23 protein-coding genes and 3 tRNA genes are annotated in these 19,325 nt (G+C 68.3%); 3 read left to right on the forward strand and 23 right to left on the reverse strand.

Going from position 1 to position 19,325, the window contains the following annotated elements:
- Nucleotides 1-63: 63 nt before the first annotated feature.
- From Q7P21_RS10920 to Q7P21_RS10955, 8 genes are all read right to left on the reverse strand, one after another.
- Nucleotides 64-140: transfer RNA gene (locus Q7P21_RS10920), tRNA-His, on the reverse strand.
- 40 nt (nt 141-180) lie between these two features.
- A complete protein-coding gene (locus Q7P21_RS10925) occupies nt 181-975 on the reverse strand; it encodes a LytTR family DNA-binding domain-containing protein (protein WP_304167841.1) in 795 nt (264 codons plus the stop codon).
- A 158-nt stretch (nt 976-1,133) separates the two neighbouring features.
- On the reverse strand, nt 1,134-1,829 hold the full coding sequence (locus Q7P21_RS10930; RefSeq protein ID WP_304167839.1) for an energy transducer TonB: 696 nt from the start codon (nt 1,827-1,829) through the stop codon (nt 1,134-1,136).
- A gap of 11 nt (nt 1,830-1,840) precedes the next feature.
- Complete coding sequence (locus Q7P21_RS10935) at nt 1,841-2,275, reverse strand: biopolymer transporter ExbD (protein WP_304167837.1); 435 nt, start codon at nt 2,273-2,275, stop codon at nt 1,841-1,843.
- 5 nt (nt 2,276-2,280) lie between these two features.
- The gene (locus tag Q7P21_RS10940; protein WP_304167835.1) at nt 2,281-3,174 is read right to left on the reverse strand and encodes a MotA/TolQ/ExbB proton channel family protein; all 894 of its coding nucleotides are present in this window, start codon (nt 3,172-3,174) and stop codon (nt 2,281-2,283) included.
- 536 nt (nt 3,175-3,710) lie between these two features.
- Nucleotides 3,711-5,369 (reverse strand): MBL fold metallo-hydrolase, encoded by a 1,659-nt coding sequence (locus tag Q7P21_RS10945; protein ID WP_304177120.1) that lies wholly within the window; start codon nt 5,367-5,369, stop codon nt 3,711-3,713.
- Nucleotides 5,366-6,247, reverse strand: coding sequence for a ribose-phosphate diphosphokinase (gene prs, locus Q7P21_RS10950; RefSeq protein WP_304167831.1), 882 nt, complete (start codon nt 6,245-6,247; stop codon nt 5,366-5,368). The genes Q7P21_RS10945 and prs overlap by 4 nt, the downstream gene beginning before the upstream one ends.
- On the reverse strand, nt 6,244-7,773 hold the full coding sequence (locus Q7P21_RS10955) for a thymidine phosphorylase family protein (protein ID WP_304177121.1): 1,530 nt from the start codon (nt 7,771-7,773) through the stop codon (nt 6,244-6,246). Before Q7P21_RS10955 ends, prs begins: the two co-directional genes overlap by 4 nt.
- Nucleotides 7,774-7,880: 107 nt before the next feature.
- On the opposite strand from Q7P21_RS10955, the gene Q7P21_RS10960 reads away from it, so the two are divergent.
- Nucleotides 7,881-8,489: an NAD(P)H-dependent oxidoreductase gene (locus tag Q7P21_RS10960; RefSeq protein ID WP_304177122.1), complete on the forward strand. Its 609-nt coding sequence runs from the start codon at nt 7,881-7,883 to the stop codon at nt 8,487-8,489.
- Nucleotides 8,490-8,515: 26 nt separating this feature from the next.
- Here the strand turns inward: Q7P21_RS10960 and Q7P21_RS10965 are convergent.
- From Q7P21_RS10965 to Q7P21_RS11010, 10 genes are all read right to left on the reverse strand, one after another.
- A tRNA-Phe gene (locus Q7P21_RS10965) sits at nt 8,516-8,591 on the reverse strand.
- A 66-nt stretch (nt 8,592-8,657) separates the two neighbouring features.
- On the reverse strand, nt 8,658-8,828 hold the full coding sequence (locus Q7P21_RS10970) for a DNA gyrase inhibitor YacG (protein WP_304167822.1): 171 nt from the start codon (nt 8,826-8,828) through the stop codon (nt 8,658-8,660).
- Complete coding sequence (locus Q7P21_RS10975; protein WP_304177123.1) at nt 8,825-9,865, reverse strand: ribonuclease E/G; 1,041 nt, start codon at nt 9,863-9,865, stop codon at nt 8,825-8,827. Before Q7P21_RS10975 ends, Q7P21_RS10970 begins: the two co-directional genes overlap by 4 nt.
- Entirely contained in the window at nt 9,862-10,440 is a 579-nt protein-coding gene (locus Q7P21_RS10980) for a nucleoside triphosphate pyrophosphatase (RefSeq protein WP_304177124.1), read from the reverse strand. Before Q7P21_RS10980 ends, Q7P21_RS10975 begins: the two co-directional genes overlap by 4 nt.
- Nucleotides 10,441-10,456: 16 nt before the next feature.
- Entirely contained in the window at nt 10,457-10,675 is a 219-nt protein-coding gene (infA, locus tag Q7P21_RS10985; RefSeq protein WP_111458197.1) for a translation initiation factor IF-1, read from the reverse strand.
- A gap of 113 nt (nt 10,676-10,788) precedes the next feature.
- Nucleotides 10,789-11,256 carry a low molecular weight phosphatase family protein gene (locus Q7P21_RS10990; protein WP_304167805.1) on the reverse strand — a complete coding sequence of 156 codons (468 nt, stop codon included), beginning with the start codon at nt 11,254-11,256 and terminating at the stop codon, nt 10,789-10,791.
- A 6-nt stretch (nt 11,257-11,262) separates the two neighbouring features.
- Nucleotides 11,263-11,742: a UPF0262 family protein gene (locus Q7P21_RS10995; protein WP_304167802.1), complete on the reverse strand. Its 480-nt coding sequence runs from the start codon at nt 11,740-11,742 to the stop codon at nt 11,263-11,265.
- Nucleotides 11,743-11,892: 150 nt separating this feature from the next.
- Nucleotides 11,893-12,537, reverse strand: a complete 645-nt coding sequence (locus Q7P21_RS11000) for an SH3 domain-containing protein (protein WP_304167799.1) — start codon at nt 12,535-12,537, stop codon at nt 11,893-11,895.
- Between the two features lie 105 nt (nt 12,538-12,642).
- The gene (hisD, locus tag Q7P21_RS11005) at nt 12,643-13,938 is read right to left on the reverse strand and encodes a histidinol dehydrogenase (RefSeq protein ID WP_304167796.1); all 1,296 of its coding nucleotides are present in this window, start codon (nt 13,936-13,938) and stop codon (nt 12,643-12,645) included.
- A 32-nt stretch (nt 13,939-13,970) separates the two neighbouring features.
- Nucleotides 13,971-14,405, reverse strand: a complete 435-nt coding sequence (locus tag Q7P21_RS11010) for a DUF2948 family protein (protein WP_304167793.1) — start codon at nt 14,403-14,405, stop codon at nt 13,971-13,973.
- A gap of 354 nt (nt 14,406-14,759) precedes the next feature.
- Between Q7P21_RS11010 and Q7P21_RS11015 the strand changes: the two genes are divergently transcribed.
- A tRNA-Thr gene (locus Q7P21_RS11015) sits at nt 14,760-14,834 on the forward strand.
- Between the two features lie 117 nt (nt 14,835-14,951).
- Here the strand turns inward: Q7P21_RS11015 and Q7P21_RS11020 are convergent.
- Nucleotides 14,952-15,257, reverse strand: coding sequence for a hypothetical protein (locus tag Q7P21_RS11020; protein ID WP_304177125.1), 306 nt, complete (start codon nt 15,255-15,257; stop codon nt 14,952-14,954).
- Nucleotides 15,258-15,410: 153 nt separating this feature from the next.
- Between Q7P21_RS11020 and Q7P21_RS11025 the strand changes: the two genes are divergently transcribed.
- Nucleotides 15,411-15,947, forward strand: coding sequence for a DUF2239 family protein (locus Q7P21_RS11025; RefSeq protein WP_304177126.1), 537 nt, complete (start codon nt 15,411-15,413; stop codon nt 15,945-15,947).
- On the opposite strand, the gene Q7P21_RS11030 is transcribed toward Q7P21_RS11025, so the two are convergent.
- The 4 genes from Q7P21_RS11030 to Q7P21_RS11045 all read right to left on the reverse strand — a co-directional run.
- Nucleotides 15,944-16,285, reverse strand: coding sequence for a hypothetical protein (locus Q7P21_RS11030; RefSeq protein WP_304171450.1), 342 nt, complete (start codon nt 16,283-16,285; stop codon nt 15,944-15,946). The two genes, Q7P21_RS11025 and Q7P21_RS11030, sit on opposite strands and share 4 nt — an antisense overlap.
- A gap of 32 nt (nt 16,286-16,317) precedes the next feature.
- Nucleotides 16,318-17,241, reverse strand: coding sequence for a hypothetical protein (locus Q7P21_RS11035; protein WP_304177128.1), 924 nt, complete (start codon nt 17,239-17,241; stop codon nt 16,318-16,320).
- Nucleotides 17,241-17,582: a hypothetical protein gene (locus Q7P21_RS11040; RefSeq protein ID WP_304177130.1), complete on the reverse strand. Its 342-nt coding sequence runs from the start codon at nt 17,580-17,582 to the stop codon at nt 17,241-17,243. Before Q7P21_RS11040 ends, Q7P21_RS11035 begins: the two co-directional genes overlap by 1 nt.
- A partial coding sequence (locus Q7P21_RS11045) for a hypothetical protein (RefSeq protein ID WP_304177132.1) occupies nt 17,582-19,325 on the reverse strand: 1,744 nt, incomplete at its 5' end. The genes Q7P21_RS11040 and Q7P21_RS11045, both read right to left, overlap by 1 nt.

A 19,325-nucleotide genomic window follows, 5' to 3' on the forward strand; every position in this document is an offset into this window, starting at 1 on the left:
ATTTGGGCGCCAATGGCGCGCGGGGCGAGCGCCCCGAAGCCTTGCCTGGCAAGGCGTTTGCGATGGTACCGCCTCTCCGGATTGAACGGAGGACCTCTAGATCCACAATCTAGCGCTCTAACCAACTGAGCTAAGGCGGCGCATCGCGAGCGGTGTTTCTAGTCGCACCGGGCGCTGGGATCAAGCGCTGTGCGCGAGGCATTCCGCGCGATATCTCCGACTGCCGGCCAGCACCTCGCCGGAGGCCAGGCTGACGGTGAAATCCCCCGACGGGCTGGTCTCCACGGCGCGGATGGCGGCGCGCCGGACCAGGCGCGAGCGATGGATGCGGACGAATCCCTCGCTGGCCAGGTCCCGGCCCATTTGAGACAGCGAGGCCCGGTGCAGGACCGCGCCTTCCCCACCATGGATCTGCACATAGTTGCCGGCCGCCTCGACCCAGGCGATGTCGGCCAAGCTCAGGAACCGCCGCCGCGCGCCGTCGCGGATTTCGAGCATGGCCGGTCCGGCCGGGGTCTGCGCGGGTGCGGGTGGGGCCGTGGCCCGCCATATCTCATAGAGGCCGACCAGGGAGACATAGACCAGGGCGTCCTTGCGCAGCTCATAGACCCAGTCCCCCAGGGGCGCGAGCGGATCATAGAACTGGCCGACGGCCGCATAGGCCAGATAACGCAGGGCGCCCATGGCCAGGACATGGACCAGGGAGAATGCGGCCAGGGCGGCCAGATGGATCGCCGCCCAGGCCATCGCGGGCGGTCGGCGCGGGGGAATTCTGCGGGTCAGGCCCTGCACCAGGGGAATGAGCGCGATCAGCACCAGGCCGCTGGACAGTTCCCAGACGGCCGGCTCCCAGATCGGCAAGGGTCGCCCGGCCTCGGCCCGCTCATGGGCGACGCTGAACACATCGACGCCCACCACCGCCAGGGCGACCAGGGCGAACAGCGCCAGGAAGGCCGCGTCCGTGCGCCGCGCCACCTGCTCTGCCAGATTGTCCAGCCACTGCCGAGTCAGGCCCGCCTCCCTCGATAAGCCAGGGGATTGAACGCCAGGCGCAGGCAAAGAAAAAGCCCCGGAGGCGAACCTCCGGGGCTGATCTTGTCCGAACTGGACGCTGTCCGACTTGCGACGGGGCGTCAGTTCTTCGGCAGGGTGAAGCGGATCGGGATCCGAACGGTGCCGCCCTCGACGGGAGCGCCATCAGCCGTCTTCGGCTTCATCTTGAACAGCTTGCTCATCCGCAGAGCCGAGTCTCCGAACCCAAAGTCTGCGGGATCTTCAGAAACGACATCGCAGTTCTCAAGCGTCCCCTTGGCGGTGACCGAGCAACTAATCGTCGCGCGACCATCCTGAGACATGCGGCTCGCCCGATCCGGATAGTAGCGGGAGATATCGTCGCCCGAAGGCCGACGAGCCCAGTCCGGATTGGTGATCACCGACGGCCGCGTCACCGGAGGAGCCGGAGCCGGGGGCTTCGGTTCTTCGATGTGCTTCTCAACCGGGGGAACCGGCAGAGGCGGAATCTGCGGCACGTCTGACGGCACATTGACCGGAGGACGGGGCTGCAGCTTCGGCGGCGGCGGCGGCGGCGTATTCGGCGGCGGCGGAGGTGGCGGAGGCGGCGGCGGAGCCACCGGCTTGATAAGCGCCACGTCCGTCACGTCATCCGAGTACTCCTTGTACTTCGTCTGGAACTTTTCCTTCCAGAGGACGTAGCCGAGGAGCGCGTGGATGAGGAACACAATCACGATCGCGATCGTGAAACCCCGGTTGCCCTTAGGTTTCGGAACGTCGAACGGATTGTGGACGGGATGGGTGATGTCTTCAGCCATGCTTCACCCCGTCACTTCTTGTCTTCGCCGACGAGCGCCACGCTGTAGAACCCGTTATCCTGCAACATATTCATCACGCCCATGAAGTCGCCATACATGACGTCTTTGTCGGCGCGGATGAAGATCCGCTCTTTAGTCGGGTTCCGCTTGTCGCCCAGTTGCTTCCGCATGTCGTCACCGAGGGTGGCGAGATCGGAGGGGAAGTCACCGATGTAAATCTTACCCGAGGGTTGGATAGAGATGTAGATCGGCTTCGGCGGGTTGGTTGAGGCTTTCGCGATAGCAGGCGGAAGAGCGATCTTCACGTTCACGCTGGCGAGAGGAGCCGCCACCATGAAGATGATCAGGAGGACCAGCATGACGTCCACGAAGGGCGTCACATTGATCTCGCTGTTCGCCTCCACCGCGTACTTGCCACCCCCAGAGCCTGAGAGTTTGGCGGCCATGTGGCTTAGGCCCCTTTGTCGAGCTGCCGGGAGATGGCGTTGATCAGTTCAGCCACAAAGCCTTCCGTCCGCGCGCCGAAGCCGGAGATGCGGGTTTGGAAGTAGTTGTAGAAGATAACCGAGGGGATAGCGGCGAACAGACCGATACCGGTGGCGAGCAGCGCTTCGGCGATGCCGGGAGCGACGACGGCCAGGTTGGTCGTGTTGGTGTTCGCGATGCCGATGAAGGAGGTCATGATCCCGTAAACGGTGCCGAACAGGCCGATGAACGGACCGGACGAACCCACCGAAGCGAGGAACTGCATGCCACCCGACAGGCGCTTGCCCAGCGAGACCTGGACCGCCGCAACGGCGGATTCAGCCCGATGCAGGGTGCTGTCCTTGTTGGCGCCGGTCACGGCCAAGCCAGCCTGACGCGACAGTTCGACTTCTTGAGCAGCCGCGGCGGCCATATCGGCCAGCGGGTTGCCTTCGAATTCGTCGGACATCGCGATCCGGCCCATGTCGTTGATCGACTTGGCGCTGCGGAAAGCTTCCACAAAGCGGTCGGCCGTACGGTTCAGGGAGCCAAATTCGAGCAGCTTGGTGACCAGCAGGGTCCAGGAGAAGATCGAGGAGAGGACCAGGCCGATCATGACGACCTGAACGACCGGTTGGGCGTCCATGGCCATCTGAATGACGCCGAGCTTGCCGGCGTTCTTCATTTGGGGGGGGGCAGCGGCGTCAACGGCCGGAGCCGCAGGTTCAGCAGCCGGGGCCGTAGCAGCCGGGGCCGCAGCAGCGTCAGCGGCAGGTGCGGCCGGAGCGGCGGCATCCTGCGCGAACGCCGGCGCACTCGCCATCAACGCAAGCGCGCCGATGAGAGCGATGAAAGGAGTCTTTCGTTTGTTGTCGAGCATCTGTCGCCAGTTCCTGATTGGTCTAGCACGTTTGGACCGAGGGTCGTCGCGCGAGAGCGGTTCTACCCTAGTTAAAAAAGCCCGTCGCCCCGCGTGGTGACCACCCCGCGCGACGCCAGAGCCGCTGTCGCTGCGCCCGAACCGTCGCACCATTTCCATCACATCGTGTGAAGGCGGCGCTTCGAATGCGGGTGCGACCCCTCATACCCGAAGGAACTAGGGATCTTAACCGCTATGTTAGACGTGCGGCAGGGGTCCTTTGGCAACCCCTTTTCCAAGCGTCAAGGGGTGATACCGCCCAGCGCGAATGCGTCGCTGTTCTGGAAGGTGCGGTATTGCTGCAGTGCACAATCGGTTCTTCAAGTATTCTCGATCGATTTTCTACTATCGAGAGAATTCTTTCGCTGCATCGCAGCAAATTCTGCGGAACGCGGGTCTGTCGATAATGGCCGGGAAGACCGGGTCTGGGACGCCAGCGCCTCGAAATCGACCAGTCCTCGCGTTGAATGGCGAGATGGTGCGCAGGGCGAGCCGAGTCAAGACGATCGGGGCGAGTCGGGACCGGTCGCGGCGTCGGCTTGCGCCGGCGCCACAGGCGCCTCGACCGGGGCGCCCTCGCCGCTCCCGAGACTAAGTTCCAGGCGTTTCAGCAGGACGGCGCGGTCCGCGTCGCTCAACCCCTCCAGCCGCGCGTCTAGGGCCAGCAGCAGGGCGGCCCTGGCGTTATGCCAGTCGGGTTGCGCCGCCGCACCGGCGGCGATCCGGCGGGGGCCCTCGGCGATCTCGGCGCGCCCGAGGCTCAGGCGGAAGGTCTGGTCCATGGTCGGGACCAGCACCCGGTCCGCCGGCGCGCCCTGCGCCACCAGCCGCGCCTTGAGCCCCTCCAGGGCCGGCGGCTCCCCGTGGGCGAGGAACGCCGCCCCGCGAACCGGCCCCCGCGCCTTGGCCCAGGCGGCCAGGCCGCGGGCGTCGGCATGGCCGGAATAGACGTCCAGGGTGCGGATGGCGGCGCGAACCCGGATGTCCTCCCCCTGGATGCGCACCCGCTCGGCGCCCTCGGCCAGGATGCGGCCAAGCGTGCCCACCGCCTGATAGCCGGCCAGCAGCACCGTGGCCTTTCGGTTCCAGAGCAACCGGCGCAGGTGCTTGCGAACCCGGCCCGCGTCGCACATGCCGCTGGCCGCCAGGATGATGTGCCAGCCGCTGAGCCGCTCCAGGGTGTCGCTCTCCCACGGATCGCGCAGGAACTTCAGGTGGTCGCTGGCGTGCAGGTCCTCGAAGGGGTTGCGCCCGGTCGACCGGATCCAGCCGCGCTGGCGAAACACCTCAGTGGCCTCGATCGCCAGCGGCGAGTCGAGAAAGACATCGCACTCCGGGACCTGGCCGTCGCGCATCAGGGTCAGGATGTCGGCCAGCAGTTCCTGCGAGCGTTCCACCGCGAACGCCGGAATCAGCAGCGGCCCGCCCGCCGTCTGGGCCTGATTCAACACCTCGGCCAGCTGACGGCGGCGATCGTCGGGGCTGGCGTCGGTCCGCTCACGGTCCCCATAGGTGGATTCCAGAATCAGATAGTCGACCCCGGACGGTCCTTCAGGATCGGAGGAATAGTCCCGGCCGCCGGGCCCCAGGTCACCGGAGAACAGCAGGGTCACCAGGCCATGCTCCGTCTCCACCCGCACTTCGATGGACGCAGCGCCCAGGATATGGCCGGCTTCCCAGTAGATGGCGGTTACACCGGGCGCGACGGCCACGGGCTCGCCCAGCTTGACCTTCAGGAACAGGGCGAGCGTCGGTTCGGCGTCCTCGGCGGTGTAGATCGGCTCGACAGGCTCGCGGCCGCGACGCTCGTTTCGGCGGTTGAGCTGGCGGACTTCGCTCTCCTGGATGCCCCCGGCGTCGGCCAGCATGACGGCGCAGAGGTCGCGTGTGCCCGCCGTGGCGTAGATCGGGCCCTGGTAGCCGGCCTTCATCAGCTTGGGCAGCAGGCCGGAATGGTCGATGTGGGCGTGGGTTAGCAGGACCGCGTCGACGCCGCGCGGATCGAAGGGCAACGGATCATAGTTCAGGGCCTTGAGCGTCTTCGGTCCCTGGAACATGCCGCAGTCGATCAGCAGGCTCGCCTGGCCGGTCTCCAGCCGAGCGCAGAAGCCGGTGACGCAGCCGGCGGCGCCGTGGAAGCTGAGCGTGAGGGTCACGGGGCGACCTCCTGAGCGAGCGCGCGCGCCAGCAGGGCCGTCAGCGACACGCGGTTGGTGGGGTGGGGGCAGGATTCGGTAGACAGGATCTCGTCGGCGCCAGCGCCCCGCAGCCGGCGCTCGGCCTCCGCCGAAACCAGCGCATGGACCACGGCGACGACGATCCGCGCCGCGCCACGGGCCTTCAACTGTCCGACCGCGCCGATCAGGGTGGCGCCGCTGGAGCAGATGTCGTCGACCACCACCACCGGCCGGCCCGCCACGAGAACCTCGGGCGCCAGGACCAATTCGACCTGGTCGTCGCCGTGGCGAACCTTCTCAAAGGTGGCGTAGGGCGCGGCCAAACCCCTAGCCAGGCGCGCGGTCCAGGCCTCGGATTCCGCATCCGGCCCGACGACCAGCAGGTCAGGAGATGGAGTCAGCACTGCGGCCAGTTCGGCGGCGGCGGCCAGGACCGTCACCGCCGTTCCGAACACCGCCGACAGGTCGCGGGTGCGATGAAGGTGGGGTTCGACCGTGACGATGCGCTCGAAGGCTTCGCCCAGCAGCCGCCCGAGCACGTCGCGGCTGAGCGCCTGACCGGGGGCGAACACCATGTCCTGACGCATATATGGGAGATAGGGGGCGATCAGCACCAGCCGCCCCGCCCCTGCCCGGCGCGCGGCGTCGGCGGCCTGGAGCAGTGGGAACAGCTTGGCGTTGGGGCGGTCCAGGGTGCGGTAGATCAGGGCGACCTGCGACACGCCCTGAACAGTGATCAGGGTCTCGCCGTCGGGAAAGGCGTGGCTGGCGATCCGGCGCAAGGGCGCGCCGAGGGCGTCCGCCAGACGCTGCGCCGGCTCCGCGTCCGCGTCGAAGGCGTACAGGGCGGCGTTCATGCGGCGAGGCCCACGCCAGAATCATGCTCCGCGGCCTCGACGGCGAAGCTGAAGTCGGAGGGTTCGGAGGCATGGAGCCGGTAGAGCGGCTGTCCCGCCCGCACACGGTCGCCGATCCTGGCCAACAGGTCGAGCCCCGCCCCTGGATCGGTGGGGGCGCCGGCCAGCCGGGCGATGGTGGCGATCCTCAGACAGTCGACGGCCGCGACCACGCCATCGCGGGGCGCGTGGATTTCGTGGCGCAACTCGCCCAGACCCTCATGGATCGGCGAGGGCCCCTGAGCTGCGATGATCTCGTCCATCTTGCGCCGCGCCGCGCCGCTCTCCAGCAGCTCCCGGGCGCGGGCCTGGCCCTGTCCGCCGGCCAGGGCGGGATCGGCTTCCAGAACCCGTCCGGCCAGCAGGATCGACTTCTCCTTGAGGTCGGCGGGCGCGTCTGGCGCGCAGGCCAGGACCGCGCGGACGTCCCGCGCCTCCAGCACTGGACCGATGCCCCGCCCGATCGGCTGCAGCGCCTCGGTGATCAGCACCTCCAGGCTCAGACCCAGGCGGCCGCCGACATATTCGAACAGCTTCTTCAGCTTCAGGGCGGAACGACGGTCGCGGATCTTGGCCGTCGGCCCCACTGGGACATCCAGGACCAGGTGATTTGATCCCGCCGCCAGCTTCTTCGACAGGATCGAGGCGACCATCTGTTCCGGCGTGTCGATAGCCAGGGGCCGTTCCACCGAGATCAGCACATCGTCGGCCGGGGACAGATTGACCCGTCCGCCCCAGGCGATGCAGGCGCCGCACCGCTCGACCACTGCGCGCATCTCCAGCTCTGACAGGTCGACCCGGGCCAGCACCTCCATGGTGTCGGCGGTGCCGGCCGGCGAGGTGATCGCCCGCGACGAGGTCTTGGGCATCAACAGCCCGTGGGCGGCGACGATGGGCGTGACGATCAGGGAGGTGCGGTTGCCCGGCACGCCGCCGATACAGTGCTTGTCGACCACCAGTCCTCGGTCCCAGTCCAGCCGCGAGCCGGCCTCGACCATGGCCCGCGTGAAATCGAGGGTCTCGTCGGCGGTCATGAAGCCGGCGCAGGCCACCAGGAAGGCGGCGACCTCGATGTCCGACAGGCGGTGATCGGCCAGGTCGCGGGCGATGGCGCCGTAGTCCGCAGCGCTCAGAGTCTCGCCGAGCACCTTGGCGCGCACCGCGTCGAAGGATCGGGCTGGACGGGCCGGAGCGATCTCGACGAAGCCGCCTGGCGCGACGCCCAGGCGGCGCAGCAACGGCTGCGGCAGGCCGATCTCGTCGGCGGCCACGACGGTGTCGTCATCGCAGATCATCGGTGAGGCCAGGACGCCATGGCCCCCGACCCGAAGCTCGACCTTGCGCAGGCCGGCCAGCCGCGCCGGCCGAAGGGCGATACAGGCCCGCGACAGCAGGACCACGTTCTCCCGAAAGGTGTCGAGCGCCAGCGGCTTGGCCTTCAACTTCGGCGGCGCGAACACGCCGTTCGCCTTGTCGTCCTGGATCATCCGGTCCCCCTGCCGGCCGGACTGTGCCGACTTGGGCGTGGTCCCGCCGTGACCGAAATCAAGGCGATCGTCCGGATCGGCGCTACCCTGCCGCGAGGAGACCCGCCATGAAACACGCCGTGATCATCGCCCACCCCTCGCAGGACAGCTTCACCGCCGCCGTCGGCCGGACCTATGCCGAGACCGTGCGCGCCATGGGCCAGGAGGTTCTGGTCCGCGACCTCTACGCCATGGATTTCGATCCCCGGCTGAAGGCCAGCGAACTCCCGAGTCCCAAGGGCGCCAACCCGGCGCCCGACATCGCCACCGAACGCGCCCTGGTCGCCGACGCCGACGTGTTCGCCTTCATCTACCCCTTCTGGTTCAACGCCCCGCCCGCGATCCTGAAGGGCTACGCCGACCGCATGTTCGGCCTGGGCTTCGGCTATGCGCCGGCCAGCGGCGGGACCGAACCCCTGCTCTCCAGCCGCCAATTGATCAGCTTTTCATCCTCCGGCGCACCAGACCGCTGGGTTGAGGAGACCGGCGCACTGTCGGCCCTGCGCCAGCACTTCGACGGACATCTGGCCGGGGTCTGCGGTCTCAACGTCATCGATCATCGGCATCATGGCGGGGTGACGCCCGGCATCACGGACGAGGCCGTGGCCGACATGCTGGAAGATGTGGCCCGGGCCGTGCGCAAGGCCTTTGGCCCAGCGGCCCGAACGGCCTGCTGACGGCAGCGACTTGCAATTTGGGGAAGTGGTGCCTGGGGCCGGAATCGAACCAGCGACACGTGGATTTTCAATCCACTGCTCTACCAACTGAGCTACCCAGGCTTGGGTCCGACGACGCGGAGGCGTGTCTATAGAAGAGGGTCGCGCCCGTGTCCAGCGAGGCCGATGCTAGTTTTCGTCCTCGTTGTCGGGGAGACGTTCGTCCTCTTCCGTGGCCGGCACGACATAGCCGCCGGTCAGCCAGCGCTGCAGGTCGACATTGGCGCAGCGCCGCGAACAGAACGGACGATAGTCCGGCTGCATGGGCTTACCGCAAATGGCGCAGACGGGCTTGGTCATGCGATTCTGACCTCGAACCGGTCGCGCGGCATGGCCGGGTCTGGCGTGATCGTGAAGCGCACGCCGATCTGGCCAGCCAAGGCTTCCGCAAAGGGCTTGGCGAGGCTCGCGATCCGGGGTGCGCAGGCGGCGGTCAGTCGCGCGCCGCCGTGGACCTGCGCCTCGGTTTGAATCGCCCGGATCAGACGCAGAGCGACGGTCTGATCGGTCGCCTCCCCCTGCGCGTCCAGCAGGATCTCGCGGACCGCGCGGCCGCGGCGCGGAATCGACAGTTCCATGGTGCCCAGCCGTCCCACGGGGCCGATCGAGACGCCCGGATTGTCCGGGGCGAAGGCCGTGCGGGCGGCGGTCATCAGGGCGGTGGCGTCATGGCCCCGGCCGACCAGGTCTATGACCACGATGCCGCCCAACCCCTTGAGGCGCAGCAGGCGCGCGGCCAAGCCCAGGGCGGCTATATTGGCCTGTCGCGTCAGCCGCTTGGCGTCCTGGCCCTTGCGCTCGCCCAGATCGACATCGATGGCCACCAGGGCTCGGGTCTGTTCAATGGCGATGTCGCCGCCGCCGGCCAGGGCGTGAACGGTCTCCAGCGCCTCTATCTCGGCGCGGTCAGCGATCTGGCGGGCCTCGCGCCCCTCGACCACCCGGCCCTCCCGGGCGAAGGCGGTGAGCTGTTCGGCCAGGTCCGGCGCGGCGGCCAGAAGCCTGGGCTTGCCATCCGAGGACCCCAGGGCCCGAACCGTGGCGAGCTTGCCGGCCCGCGCCTCGGTGCGAAGCTCGACTTCCAGCATCTGGCCCTCGACCGGTCGGGCCTCGGGCTTGAAGCTGAGCAGGGCCTCCAGCCCGTCGCCAATGTCCAGGAAGGCCGAGGCGAAAGCTGGCTCAACCTTGCGCACCCGGGCGGCCAGGCGTGCGCCCAGCCGGGCGGCGGGCGGGGTGTCGTCGCGTTCAATCAGCAGGCGTTCGGGCTTGCCGTCCAGCAGGACGACGCCACGATTCTCGCCGATGCCGCGATCCAGGAACAGGCGGCGCTCGCTCATGACCGAAAGCCCAGGCCCTCAAGCAGGCAGGCCGTCTCATAGAGCGGCAGGCCGACCACGGCGGTATAGGACCCCTGCAGGGCCATGACGAAGGCTCCGGCTCGGCCCTGGACGGCATAGCCGCCGGCCTTGCCGACGCCTTCGCCGGATTTGAGATAGGCTTCGATCTCGGCCTCGGTCAGGCGCTTGAAATGCAGCCGGGTCTCGACCAGGCGGCTGGCCTGGCGGCCGTCCGGAGCCGTCACCGCCACCGCCGTGAGCACCTTGTGCGCCCGGCCGGAGAGCAGCTCAAGGCATTGGCGGCCTTCCGTCTCAGTCTCGACCTTCGGCAGGACGCGCCGACCCACGGCCACCACCGTGTCGGCCGCCAGCACATGGGCCCCGGCATGGGCCTGGGCGACTTTGGCCGCCTTGGCGCAAGCCAGCCTCAGCGCAAGCCGACGCGGGGTTTCGTCTTTCAGGGGGGACTCGTCGATCTCCGCAGCGTCGACCCGGTCGGGGGTCAGGCCCATCTGGGCCAGGAGATCGAGCCGCCTGGGACTTGCGGAGGCCAGCACCAGGCGCGGCGTCGTCATGCGCGGCAAGCGCCGGCTAGCGGACGCGGAACGTGATGCGGCCCTTGGTCAGGTCGTAGGGCGTCATTTCGACCAGCACCTTGTCGCCCGCCGAGACCCGAATCCGGTTCTTGCGCATCTTGCCGGCGGTGTGGGCGATGATCTCGTGATCGTTCTCCAGCTTCACGCGGAACGTCGCGTTGGGCAGGACTTCACTGACCGTGCCCGGGAATTCCAAGAGTTCTTCTTTAGCCATAGAGGCTCCGAATTGGACGTCGATAAAATGAACGGCCCACGCCGGAATCGGGGCGCGAGCCGTGGACAGACACATACTATAGCGCATTGGCCCCGCGCCGGTCGACTGGGACGTCAGCGCACGGGGCCGAATCGCTCGGCGATCCTGGCGGCGAGCGCGTCGCGAACCTCCCGATAGGCGCTCAACCGGGCGTCGCGTGAGCCCTCCGACTGGGTCGGATCCTGGATCGGCCAGTACTCGATCTCCGCCGCCCTGCCCCGGGTCAGTTCCACCGCCCGGTGCTGGGCCTGCGGCGTCAGGGACACCACCAGATCGAAGGAGCTGTCCTCCAACTGGTCGAAGGTCTTGGGACGGTGGTCGGACAGATCGCAACTGAGCTCCGCCATCACCGCCTCAACGAACGGATCGGCGCCCCGGGCCGCCTCCCCGCGATCGAGCCTGAGACCACAGCTGTCGACAAATATCCGGTCGCCCAACATTCGCTTGAGCAGGGCCTCGGCCATGGGCGAGCGCACGCGATTGAAATTGCAGGCGAACAGGACCGCGCCAGGCAGGGGCGGGCGGGCCGCGTCAGACGCCACGGCCGCCTAGCCCCGCCAATGCAGGGCGCAGATCAGGGTGAAAAGCCGGCGCGCCGTGTCCAGATCGGTCTCGATCTTGCCCGTCAGCCGTGTGCGCAACAGGTTGGAGGCCTCGTTGTGCAGGCCGCGCCGTCCCATGTCCAAGGCCTCGATCTGCGAAGGCGTCGAGTTGCGGATCGCCTGATAATAGCTCTCGCAGATCATGAAATAGTCTTTGATCAAGCTGCGGAACGGCGACAGCGAGAGAATGTGGCGGCGCTCATAGCCCGGCCCCGTGACATCCAGAACAAGGCGGTTCTCGACCAGCCCCATTTTCAGGTCATAGGGGCCGCTCGCCGCGCCCTCAGGACAGAAGAAATTCTCCTCCAGCAGATCGAAAATCGCGATCTGCCGCTCCTGCTCCTGGTCGCGCGAAACCGCGGCGAGGGAATCCTCGTCGATCTCGACGCTCTGCAGGCGGTGTGTCTTGCGGTCTTCGTCGGCCATGGGTGTCGCGGGCGGGAGGCTCCGACTGCATTATTGCAAACCAACTCCTAACGTCATCCTGCCCTTGGCCCAATCGGGTCGAAGAAACAAAAAAAGGCGCCCGACGCGGAGGCGTCGGGCGCGGAAGGTGTTCGGGGAGGGACCGAAGGTCTAGTAGCTGGCGTACTGGTAGCCGGACGCCGGCCGGACATAGGCGCCGTGGACATAGCCCACGCCGACGCCGTTCTGGCCGACCAGGATCCAGTCCGTGCCGCGCACCCGGGCCAGGGCCTGGAAGCGCTCACCGGCCTGCAGCTGGCCCACCTTGCGCGCGGCCGTGGTCGGCGCGCCGCGCAGGTTGAGCTTGGTGTTCGCCGCGAACAGGCCGCCTTCGCGGACATATTTAGCGGGCGAGACCTGACCCGACAGCCTGACCCCGGCATGGCTGTAGGTGGCCGGCGCGGCATAGGGCTGCTCATAGCCGTAGGCGGCCTGGGCCTGGGCGTCGCGCTGCATCTTGCAGCCGACATAGGAGCCCGTGGCCGCGCCAACCACGGCGCCGACAGCCGTGCCGGTCCCGCGGTCATGCTTGGCCAGGTTCGAGCCGGCGGCCGCGCCGAGCAGGGCCCCGATCAGGGCGCCGCCCGCCTGCTTGCCGCCAGGGGCGTCGCAGCTCACCACCGAACCCAGGCCGCCGCCGGTCGCGGCGCGATAGTCCTGGGCGGAAGCGCTTGAGACGCCGCCGGCCGCGATCGCGCCGGCCAGCATCGCCGCAGCCACGCCGCGCATCAGCTTGGGGGTCAGATTGGTCCGCATGGGATGTCTCCGTTCAAGAATGCGTCCGAAGCCTCATGAGCTCCGATGACCACACCCTAGGACGGCGACCCTGAACGGCCTCCGGGCTGGGCTGACAGGTTTCGTTCAGCTTGGCTTGGCGCGATTTCCCAGGCGGATGGCGGCCGAACGCGCATGGGCCGGAAGGCCTTCGGCCTCCGCCAGGGCGACCGTGTGCGGCCCCAGAATGCCGAACGACGCCTCGTCGCACTTCACGATCGAGGTCCGCTTGATGAAGTCATAAAGCGACAGGCCCGACGAGAACCGGGCCGCTCGGCTGGTCGGCAGCACGTGGTTGGAACCCGCCACATAGTCGCCGATCGCCTCCGGCGTCAGGCGGCCCAGGAAGATCGCTCCCGCGTGCCGCACGCGGTCGGACAGGCGCTCGGGGTTTTCCATAGCGAATTCAACGTGCTCCGGCGCGATCAGGTCCACCAGCCGCGGCGCCTCGTCCAGGGGCGCCAGGATGATCGCCCCGTGGTCGCGCCACGAGGCCGCCGCGTCGACGCCGGTCGCCAGCGTCGTCAGTTGCGCCTCGACCGAGGTCGCCACTCGCTGGGCGAAGGCTGCGTCATCGGTGATCAGGATGGATTGGGCGGCGGGGTCATGCTCGGCCTGGGACAGCAGGTCGGCGGCGATCCAGTCGGGATCATTGGCGCCATCGGCCACCACCACGATTTCAGAGGGGCCAGCCAGGGCGTCTATCCCCACCGTTCCATAGACCCGGCGCTTGGCGGCGGTGACGAAGGCGTTGCCCGGCCCGACGATCTTGTCCACCGGCTTGATCGGCCCGGCGCCATAGGCCAGGGCGGCGACCGCCTGAGCCCCGCCGACCCGCCAGATCTCGGTGACCCCCGCCGCCTTGGCCGCCGCCAGCACCGCCGGCTGCAGCTTGCCCGGCGGCGTGACCATGGCGATCCGCTCGACCCCCGCCGCAGCCGCAGGCACGGCGTTCATTAGCACGGTGGACGGATAGGCGGCCCGCCCGCCCGGAACATAGATGCCCACGGCCTCCAGCGCCGTCCAGCGCCAGCCCAGTTCGACCCCGGCTTCGTCTGTGAACCACTGGTCGGCGGGACGCTGGCGTTCGTGATAGGCGCGGATACGCGCCGCCGCGAAGGCGATGGCTTCTCGCACCTCGGGCGAACAGGCCGCAGCGCCCGCCTCGATTTCCTCAGCGCTGACCCTCAAGCCCGCCTCGGTCAGTTCCACTCTGTCGAATTGCTTCCCGAACCGCAGCAGGGCGTCCACGCCCTCGGCGCGCACGGCGGCCAACACGTCGCGAACGGCGGTGTCGACCTCCTCCGGCGTCTCACGACGCTCGTCGATGAAGGCGGCGAAGGCGGCCGCGAAGCCGGGCTCTGAAAAGTCAAAACGGCGCATGGGCGCTACTTAGCGACGCCAGGGCCGAAGCGCTACGTCCCGGAGAGATCATGTCCGGGCGTGCGGCGGGTGCGCCACGGCGGGGACACGTCCGCCAGCACCGCGTCGATGCATTCCACAGCCACCCGCAGGTCACCACCGCCGGCGAAACTCAACATGAGAACGCCGCCCGGCGCCTCGCCCGGCTCAAAGGTCAGGGTCAGCAATTCGATCACGGCGTCCTTGGCCCCCCGGCGCAGACGCCTGGCCTTGACCTCCAGCACTGAACCCAGTTGCAAGCCCGAACGCACGCGGGAGCCGCCCCCGGCCTCCCAACAGAATCGATTGAAGACGACGGTCAGCAACCGCCCCTTGGCGTCGAAGCGGACGTCGCCGATCTTCGCCACCGCATCCTGCAGGGTGGTCGCCATAACCTGCAGGTCATCGGCGTCGTTGGCGAGCAGTCTCAGAGGCGAATATTCGGCCACGGTCCCCGTCCTCGTGCGCGCCGACGACCCTGGATGCGTTGCCCCTGGGCGCCGCCGGCGCTGAGCCCCTGCTCCTGCCATTCGAGGTCACCGTCAAGGGATAGCCGCGCTCAGGAATCAGCTTTCGGCGCAGCCTTTGGGACGGGCGACGCCTCGTGGCCCGCCTTGCGGCGCCGCAGATTGGCTCTCAACGCCTCGGCGAGCTTGGCCTCGCGGCGCTCCGTCCCGGATTTGTCAGCCTTTTCCATGAAAACCAGGGGTGCGGCGAAGGGGCGAACAGGTCAAGTGCGCTTTCGTCCGCTTTTCCCCTTCACGCGGGCTTCGTGTTTGGCTATAGCCCCCGCCTCGCCTTTCGCCGCCGTAGCTCAGTGGTAGAGCGCATCCTTGGTAAGGCTGAGGTCGGCAGTTCAATCCTGCCCGGCGGCACCATGTTTCCCCAGCCCAGCAAAGGGCTGGGGAAACATCCTCACCCATTCCCCCACGACTCTTCCGCCTCCCAACGGGGTGACGCGCGACGTGTTCGGCGGCTTGTGGCCCGCCATCCGGCTATTTGATCGCACGCTTGGCGGTCAGGCGGCCGACCAGCGCCACAAGCGATCCGCCCACCACCACGGCCGACGTCACGGCCTGGCCCGTTGCAGGCGAGGCGTGGCTGGCGGCCAGGACCTGGGGCAGCAGGGCCATGCCCAGGGCGGCGACGGAGGAGCCGACCACGCCTTTGGATCGGTACCAGTCCTTGCCATCGGCGGCGGCGTTGCGATCCGCCAGCAGGGCCGCCGTCTGGGCGGCCTGGGCGAGGATCTCGGCATAGGTGTCGGCGCGGCTCGGCGCGCCGGATTGAGCCTCACTCATCTGGAATTCCTTTCTGGCGACGGGCGCCTTGGCCCGGGGAAAATATCGGCGTGGGCCGGAAGGCCAACGCCAGCCTGGACGCCGGCCCACGCCCTGCGGCTTGCGGAAGTCATATTCATCCGGGTAGTAATCTCGTCCGACCAGGAGCCCGACATGTCCGTCAACCAAGACGCGGAAACCTACACGGCCTTCTCGGGCGCCCGCCGCCTGGTCAGCGGGCCGCTGGCGATCGCCTCGGCCGCCGCCCAGGCTGAGGCCGAAGCGGGCGCCACGCACCTCGTGATCCTCTCCGACCAGACCGGCCGAGCTGTGGACCCGGCGGCGACGCCCCAGGCGCCTTCTCCTCAGGAGAAGCCGGCGCGTGGACGCCCCAAGCTGGGCGTGACGGCGCGGGAAGTGACCCTCCTGCCCCGCCACTGGGATTGGCTGGCGACCCAGCCGGGCGGCGCTTCGGCGGCGCTCCGGCGTCTTGTCGACACCGCCCGTCGCGACAACCTCGACGCCGACCAGGCGCGGCAGGCGCAGGAAGCCCTGCACCGCGCCATGACCGTGCTGGCCGGGGATCTGCCCGGCTATGAGGAAGCCCTGCGCAGCCTCTATTCCGGAGACCGGGAGCGCTTCGACGGCCTGACCGCCGCCTGGCCCATCGACATCGCCAACTATCTCCACAAGCTCTCCGGCCGGGGCTAACGCCCCCCGCCCTTCAGGCTGGCGCCGGCGAGAAACGCGCCCAGCCCCGCCGCCAGCCAGGGGCCGACCCGGGCCAGCCAGGACCAGAAGGCGGCCACGCCGAACACCCGATCGCGCTGCGCTTCAAGGTCGTCGATGCGCGACAGGGCCGATTGCAACTCACGCCGAACCGCATCCACCAGCTTGCCGGCCTCCTGGGCTTCAAGCCGGACGAGGCGCTCGCGTACGTCGTCCATCTTGGCGCTAAGTTTCTCCAGGCGCGCGGTCTGAGACGCGACATTTTCGCCGATCTGGTTGAGAGTGAATATCTGGGCCTGCTGGAACGAGTCTTTGATCATTTGATCTGTCGGCACTTGCCTCAATGCTCCGTCTATTTGACGTGGACGCCTATCGCCCCGGCCCCGCTCATCAACGACCCAGCTCCGCTCAGAAGCCCCGCTATGTCCCCCAGGGTCGTTCCGCTGGTCGTCTGGGTCGAATTGCTCGTGCCGTTGGAATCGCTCGTCTGCCCGTGGAACAGCTGCAGCGGCAGGCCCGAGAACATCTCGATCTGCTTGGACAGGGCGGTGGTCGGCGCGTCCCGATAGACCTGATCGGCGCCCCGCAGCTGTTGGCCGAGCGCCGCCTGGGTGGCGACATTGGCCCGGTCGCCCGCCTGTCGATCCAGCGCCAACTGGCCACGCCACTGCGCGTTCTGTTGCGCCAGCTGGGCATTGGCGGCCGAGGCCTGCTGGCGTCGATCGGCGTCCTGGCCCGACAGGGTTGCGCCGGCGTTGAACATGTCGGAGTTGAGCTTCGACAGCTGGCTGTTGCGCGCCCGCGCCAGCTCGCTCTCGGTCAGCGACCTGGTCAGGGCCGCGCCTGAGCCGCCGAACGCGCCCTGCCCGGCCAGCGCCAGATCCTGGGTCGCTCGCGTTCGGCCCGCGTCGGCGTCGAAGTCCGCCATGGCGGCATTGGTCACCTGGTCGCGATAGGGGTTCATATAGGCCCCCAGATTGTCGAGCAGGCTGGCCGAGCTCACGCTCGGCGCCGGCGCCTGCATGAGGTTGGAGAACCAGTTCGTTCCCCCGACCGCGTCCGGATCGCCGCCGCCGCCCAGCTGCGAAGCCCCGCTCGCCGCCTGACGCTCAAGGTCAGACAAGGGCGCCACACGGGAATAGGGGTCGGTCTGGCCGTACTTCTGGATGCTGCTGTTCAGCGACCCCGCCGCGTCATCCACCCAGCTTGGATTGTTGGGGGTCGTCACGCTGTGGCTGGTCTCCTGCGAACTGGTCTTGCTTTTCTTCTTACCCATCAGAGCCTCTTGCAGAGTTCATCGCCGATCCGGGTGAAGCCATCGGATCTGAGAATCCGCGCCCATCCGCGCCGGCCGTTGATTGTCACGTAGTCGCACCCCTGGGCGCGGCCCCAGGCCTCCACGCCCGGCTTCAGCGCCAGGATGTCGGAGAGGTCGCCTCCGGCCAGCCAGACATGCAGCGCCCGCCCGGCGGTCTCATCTGCGACCTGGGTCACCATGGCGGCGCGTTCGCCGGCCCAAAGCTGCGCCCGACCGCCGCGCAAATCCGCCAACAGTTCCGCCTCCGTCCCGTCCTCCAGGGCCGGCAACAGCCAGGCGCGCCATCGCGACCAGGACATCAGCGGCCGCCGGCCGCCGCCACATCGAACACCGTCCGGCCCAGCCGCCAGCGCGCAGGCGAGGACTCGCCCGAGAACCGCACGCGGAAGAGTCGGCCCGAAGCCCGCAGATCGGCCCGATCATCGCCAGGCGACAGCGCCACAACCGAGGAGGAGGTCTCCGGGTCTTGAGGCTTCAGGCGCGCGGTCACCGACAGGGTGGCGGGTCCGACCTGATGGGCGAAATCGGGCCAGACACCGCGGACGAGAACCGTCTGGTCCTCCGACAGATACTGGTCGGCCGTTTCGATGAACCAGGCGATCGGCGCGCCATCGGCGCTGGCGCCACGCTCATGCCAATAGATCGCACCGTCAGGCCGCACGCCGATCGGCGACGGTGAGGGCCCGGCGTCGACAAAGGCCGATCGCGCCATCACGCCGCGCGACCACGCGCCTTCCAGCAGCGAATAGGTCAGGTAGCGGCTGTTCTCCAGGCCGTCGCGGCCGTCGGGATAGTCGAAGCGCACCTCTCCGAACGCCGACACGGACGAGGCCGTCGCCTTGTCGCCCTGGGATTGGGCGAAGTTGTCGGCCATCTCGTCCCGGATCGGACAGATCAGCGGCCGGGGCGCGGCGCCCAGGTCATACTGATAGAATTGCAGGTCCGGACCCAGCCAATAGGCGCTCTGCCCGACCACCACCGCAGCGTTGGCGCCGATCAGGCCGCACTTCTCGCCCACCCGGTCGAACCGCCAGGGTTGGCTGAGCGACCCCAGGAAGGTTCCCAGGAAGAGCGCGTGGCTGGTCCAGACCAGCAGGGAGGACCCAATCACCCGGCCGGCCACAATGCGGCCGCCGCCCGGCAAGACATACTCCCGCGCCGTGGTGCTGGGCCCTGTGCTCCACTCGGTGTTGTTGCGTACTGAGCAATGGCGGATGCACAGCGGGTTGAAGACGCCGGAGGCCTCCTCATTGCACCCCAGGGCGAAGACCTGGTCCTGCGGCGCGACCAGGCAATAGGTGACCTGGGCCGGCGCGTTCAGCAGCGGCGCCGCCGGCGTGGCCGTAACGTTGCTCCAGGCATGGATAGTCCCGCCGCGCGGGCTGGCGATCAGGTTCTGACCCCAGGCGCCCAGGCTCCAGGTGCGGGGAAAATAGTCGCTGGCCGAGGGGCTGGAATAGGTTCCGGTCGAATAGGCGCCCGTGCCGTATCCCGCGCCGCCCGTGCCATTGATATTGCCGCTCAGGAAGGCGGCCTGCGTCCGGCTGGTCACCGCCGAGCCTCCGCCGACCGCCGTCGAGGTCGCTGGAAACCCATGGATCACCACAAAGGTGTTCGCGTCGGGCGCATAGGCCACCGAATAGGTCCCGTTGGGCGTGATCCCGCCCACGGGGGCAGCCCCGCTGAGCGTCACGACGCTGCCGCCCGTCAGGCCATGGTTCGGCTGGGTCACCGCCACATTGTAGCTCCCGTTGACCACCGCCAGCGGATTGGCCCCCAGGGTGACGCCGGGCAGGCCCGCAGTCGGGGTGATGCTGTAGAGCGCGCCGCCCAGCCAGACCTGCAGTGCCGAGTGGGTGCCGAACGCGACATTGTTGACCGCCGCCAGATCGGTCCAGTTGAACACACTGCGGCAGACCCCGGTCAGTACATCCGACGATAGCGCCTCCCACCCGCCGATCGTCTGCGGCCGCCCCTCCCAGAACCGAACATTGGAACTATCCGCCCACCGCCCCCCCGCCGCAAAGGTGGTGTCATCGCTG

The organism is Phenylobacterium aquaticum, assembly GCF_947378715.1.
GTDB lineage: Bacteria > Pseudomonadota > Alphaproteobacteria > Caulobacterales > Caulobacteraceae > Phenylobacterium > Phenylobacterium aquaticum_A.

Bases quoted from the DNA above. Each gene is read 5' to 3' on its own strand.
- prs (WP_304167831.1), bottom strand. From the start codon at position 6,247: ATGAACGCCGCCCTGTACGCCTTCGACGCGGACGCGGAGCCGGCGCAG.
- Q7P21_RS11025 (WP_304177126.1), top strand. From the start codon at position 15,411: ATGTCCGTCAACCAAGACGCGGAAACCTACACGGCCTTCTCGGGCGCC.
- Q7P21_RS10995 (WP_304167802.1), bottom strand. From the start codon at position 11,742: ATGGCCGACGAAGACCGCAAGACACACCGCCTGCAGAGCGTCGAGATC.
- Q7P21_RS11020 (WP_304177125.1), bottom strand. From the start codon at position 15,257: ATGAGTGAGGCTCAATCCGGCGCGCCGAGCCGCGCCGACACCTATGCC.
- Q7P21_RS10980 (WP_304177124.1), bottom strand. From the start codon at position 10,440: ATGACGACGCCGCGCCTGGTGCTGGCCTCCGCAAGTCCCAGGCGGCTC.
- Q7P21_RS10940 (WP_304167835.1), bottom strand. From the start codon at position 3,174: ATGCTCGACAACAAACGAAAGACTCCTTTCATCGCTCTCATCGGCGCG.
- Q7P21_RS10955 (WP_304177121.1), bottom strand. From the start codon at position 7,773: ATGATCCAGGACGACAAGGCGAACGGCGTGTTCGCGCCGCCGAAGTTG.
- Q7P21_RS10930 (WP_304167839.1), bottom strand. From the start codon at position 1,829: ATGGCTGAAGACATCACCCATCCCGTCCACAATCCGTTCGACGTTCCG.
- Q7P21_RS10970 (WP_304167822.1), bottom strand. From the start codon at position 8,828: ATGACCAAGCCCGTCTGCGCCATTTGCGGTAAGCCCATGCAGCCGGAC.
- Q7P21_RS11035 (WP_304177128.1), bottom strand. From the start codon at position 17,241: ATGGGTAAGAAGAAAAGCAAGACCAGTTCGCAGGAGACCAGCCACAGC.
- infA (WP_111458197.1), bottom strand. From the start codon at position 10,675: ATGGCTAAAGAAGAACTCTTGGAATTCCCGGGCACGGTCAGTGAAGTC.
- Q7P21_RS10935 (WP_304167837.1), bottom strand. From the start codon at position 2,275: ATGGCCGCCAAACTCTCAGGCTCTGGGGGTGGCAAGTACGCGGTGGAG.
- Q7P21_RS11000 (WP_304167799.1), bottom strand. From the start codon at position 12,537: ATGCGGACCAATCTGACCCCCAAGCTGATGCGCGGCGTGGCTGCGGCG.
- Q7P21_RS11040 (WP_304177130.1), bottom strand. From the start codon at position 17,582: ATGTCCTGGTCGCGATGGCGCGCCTGGCTGTTGCCGGCCCTGGAGGAC.
- Q7P21_RS10960 (WP_304177122.1), top strand. From the start codon at position 7,881: ATGAAACACGCCGTGATCATCGCCCACCCCTCGCAGGACAGCTTCACC.
- Q7P21_RS10975 (WP_304177123.1), bottom strand. From the start codon at position 9,865: ATGAGCGAGCGCCGCCTGTTCCTGGATCGCGGCATCGGCGAGAATCGT.
- Q7P21_RS11030 (WP_304171450.1), bottom strand. From the start codon at position 16,285: ATGATCAAAGACTCGTTCCAGCAGGCCCAGATATTCACTCTCAACCAG.
- hisD (WP_304167796.1), bottom strand. From the start codon at position 13,938: ATGCGCCGTTTTGACTTTTCAGAGCCCGGCTTCGCGGCCGCCTTCGCC.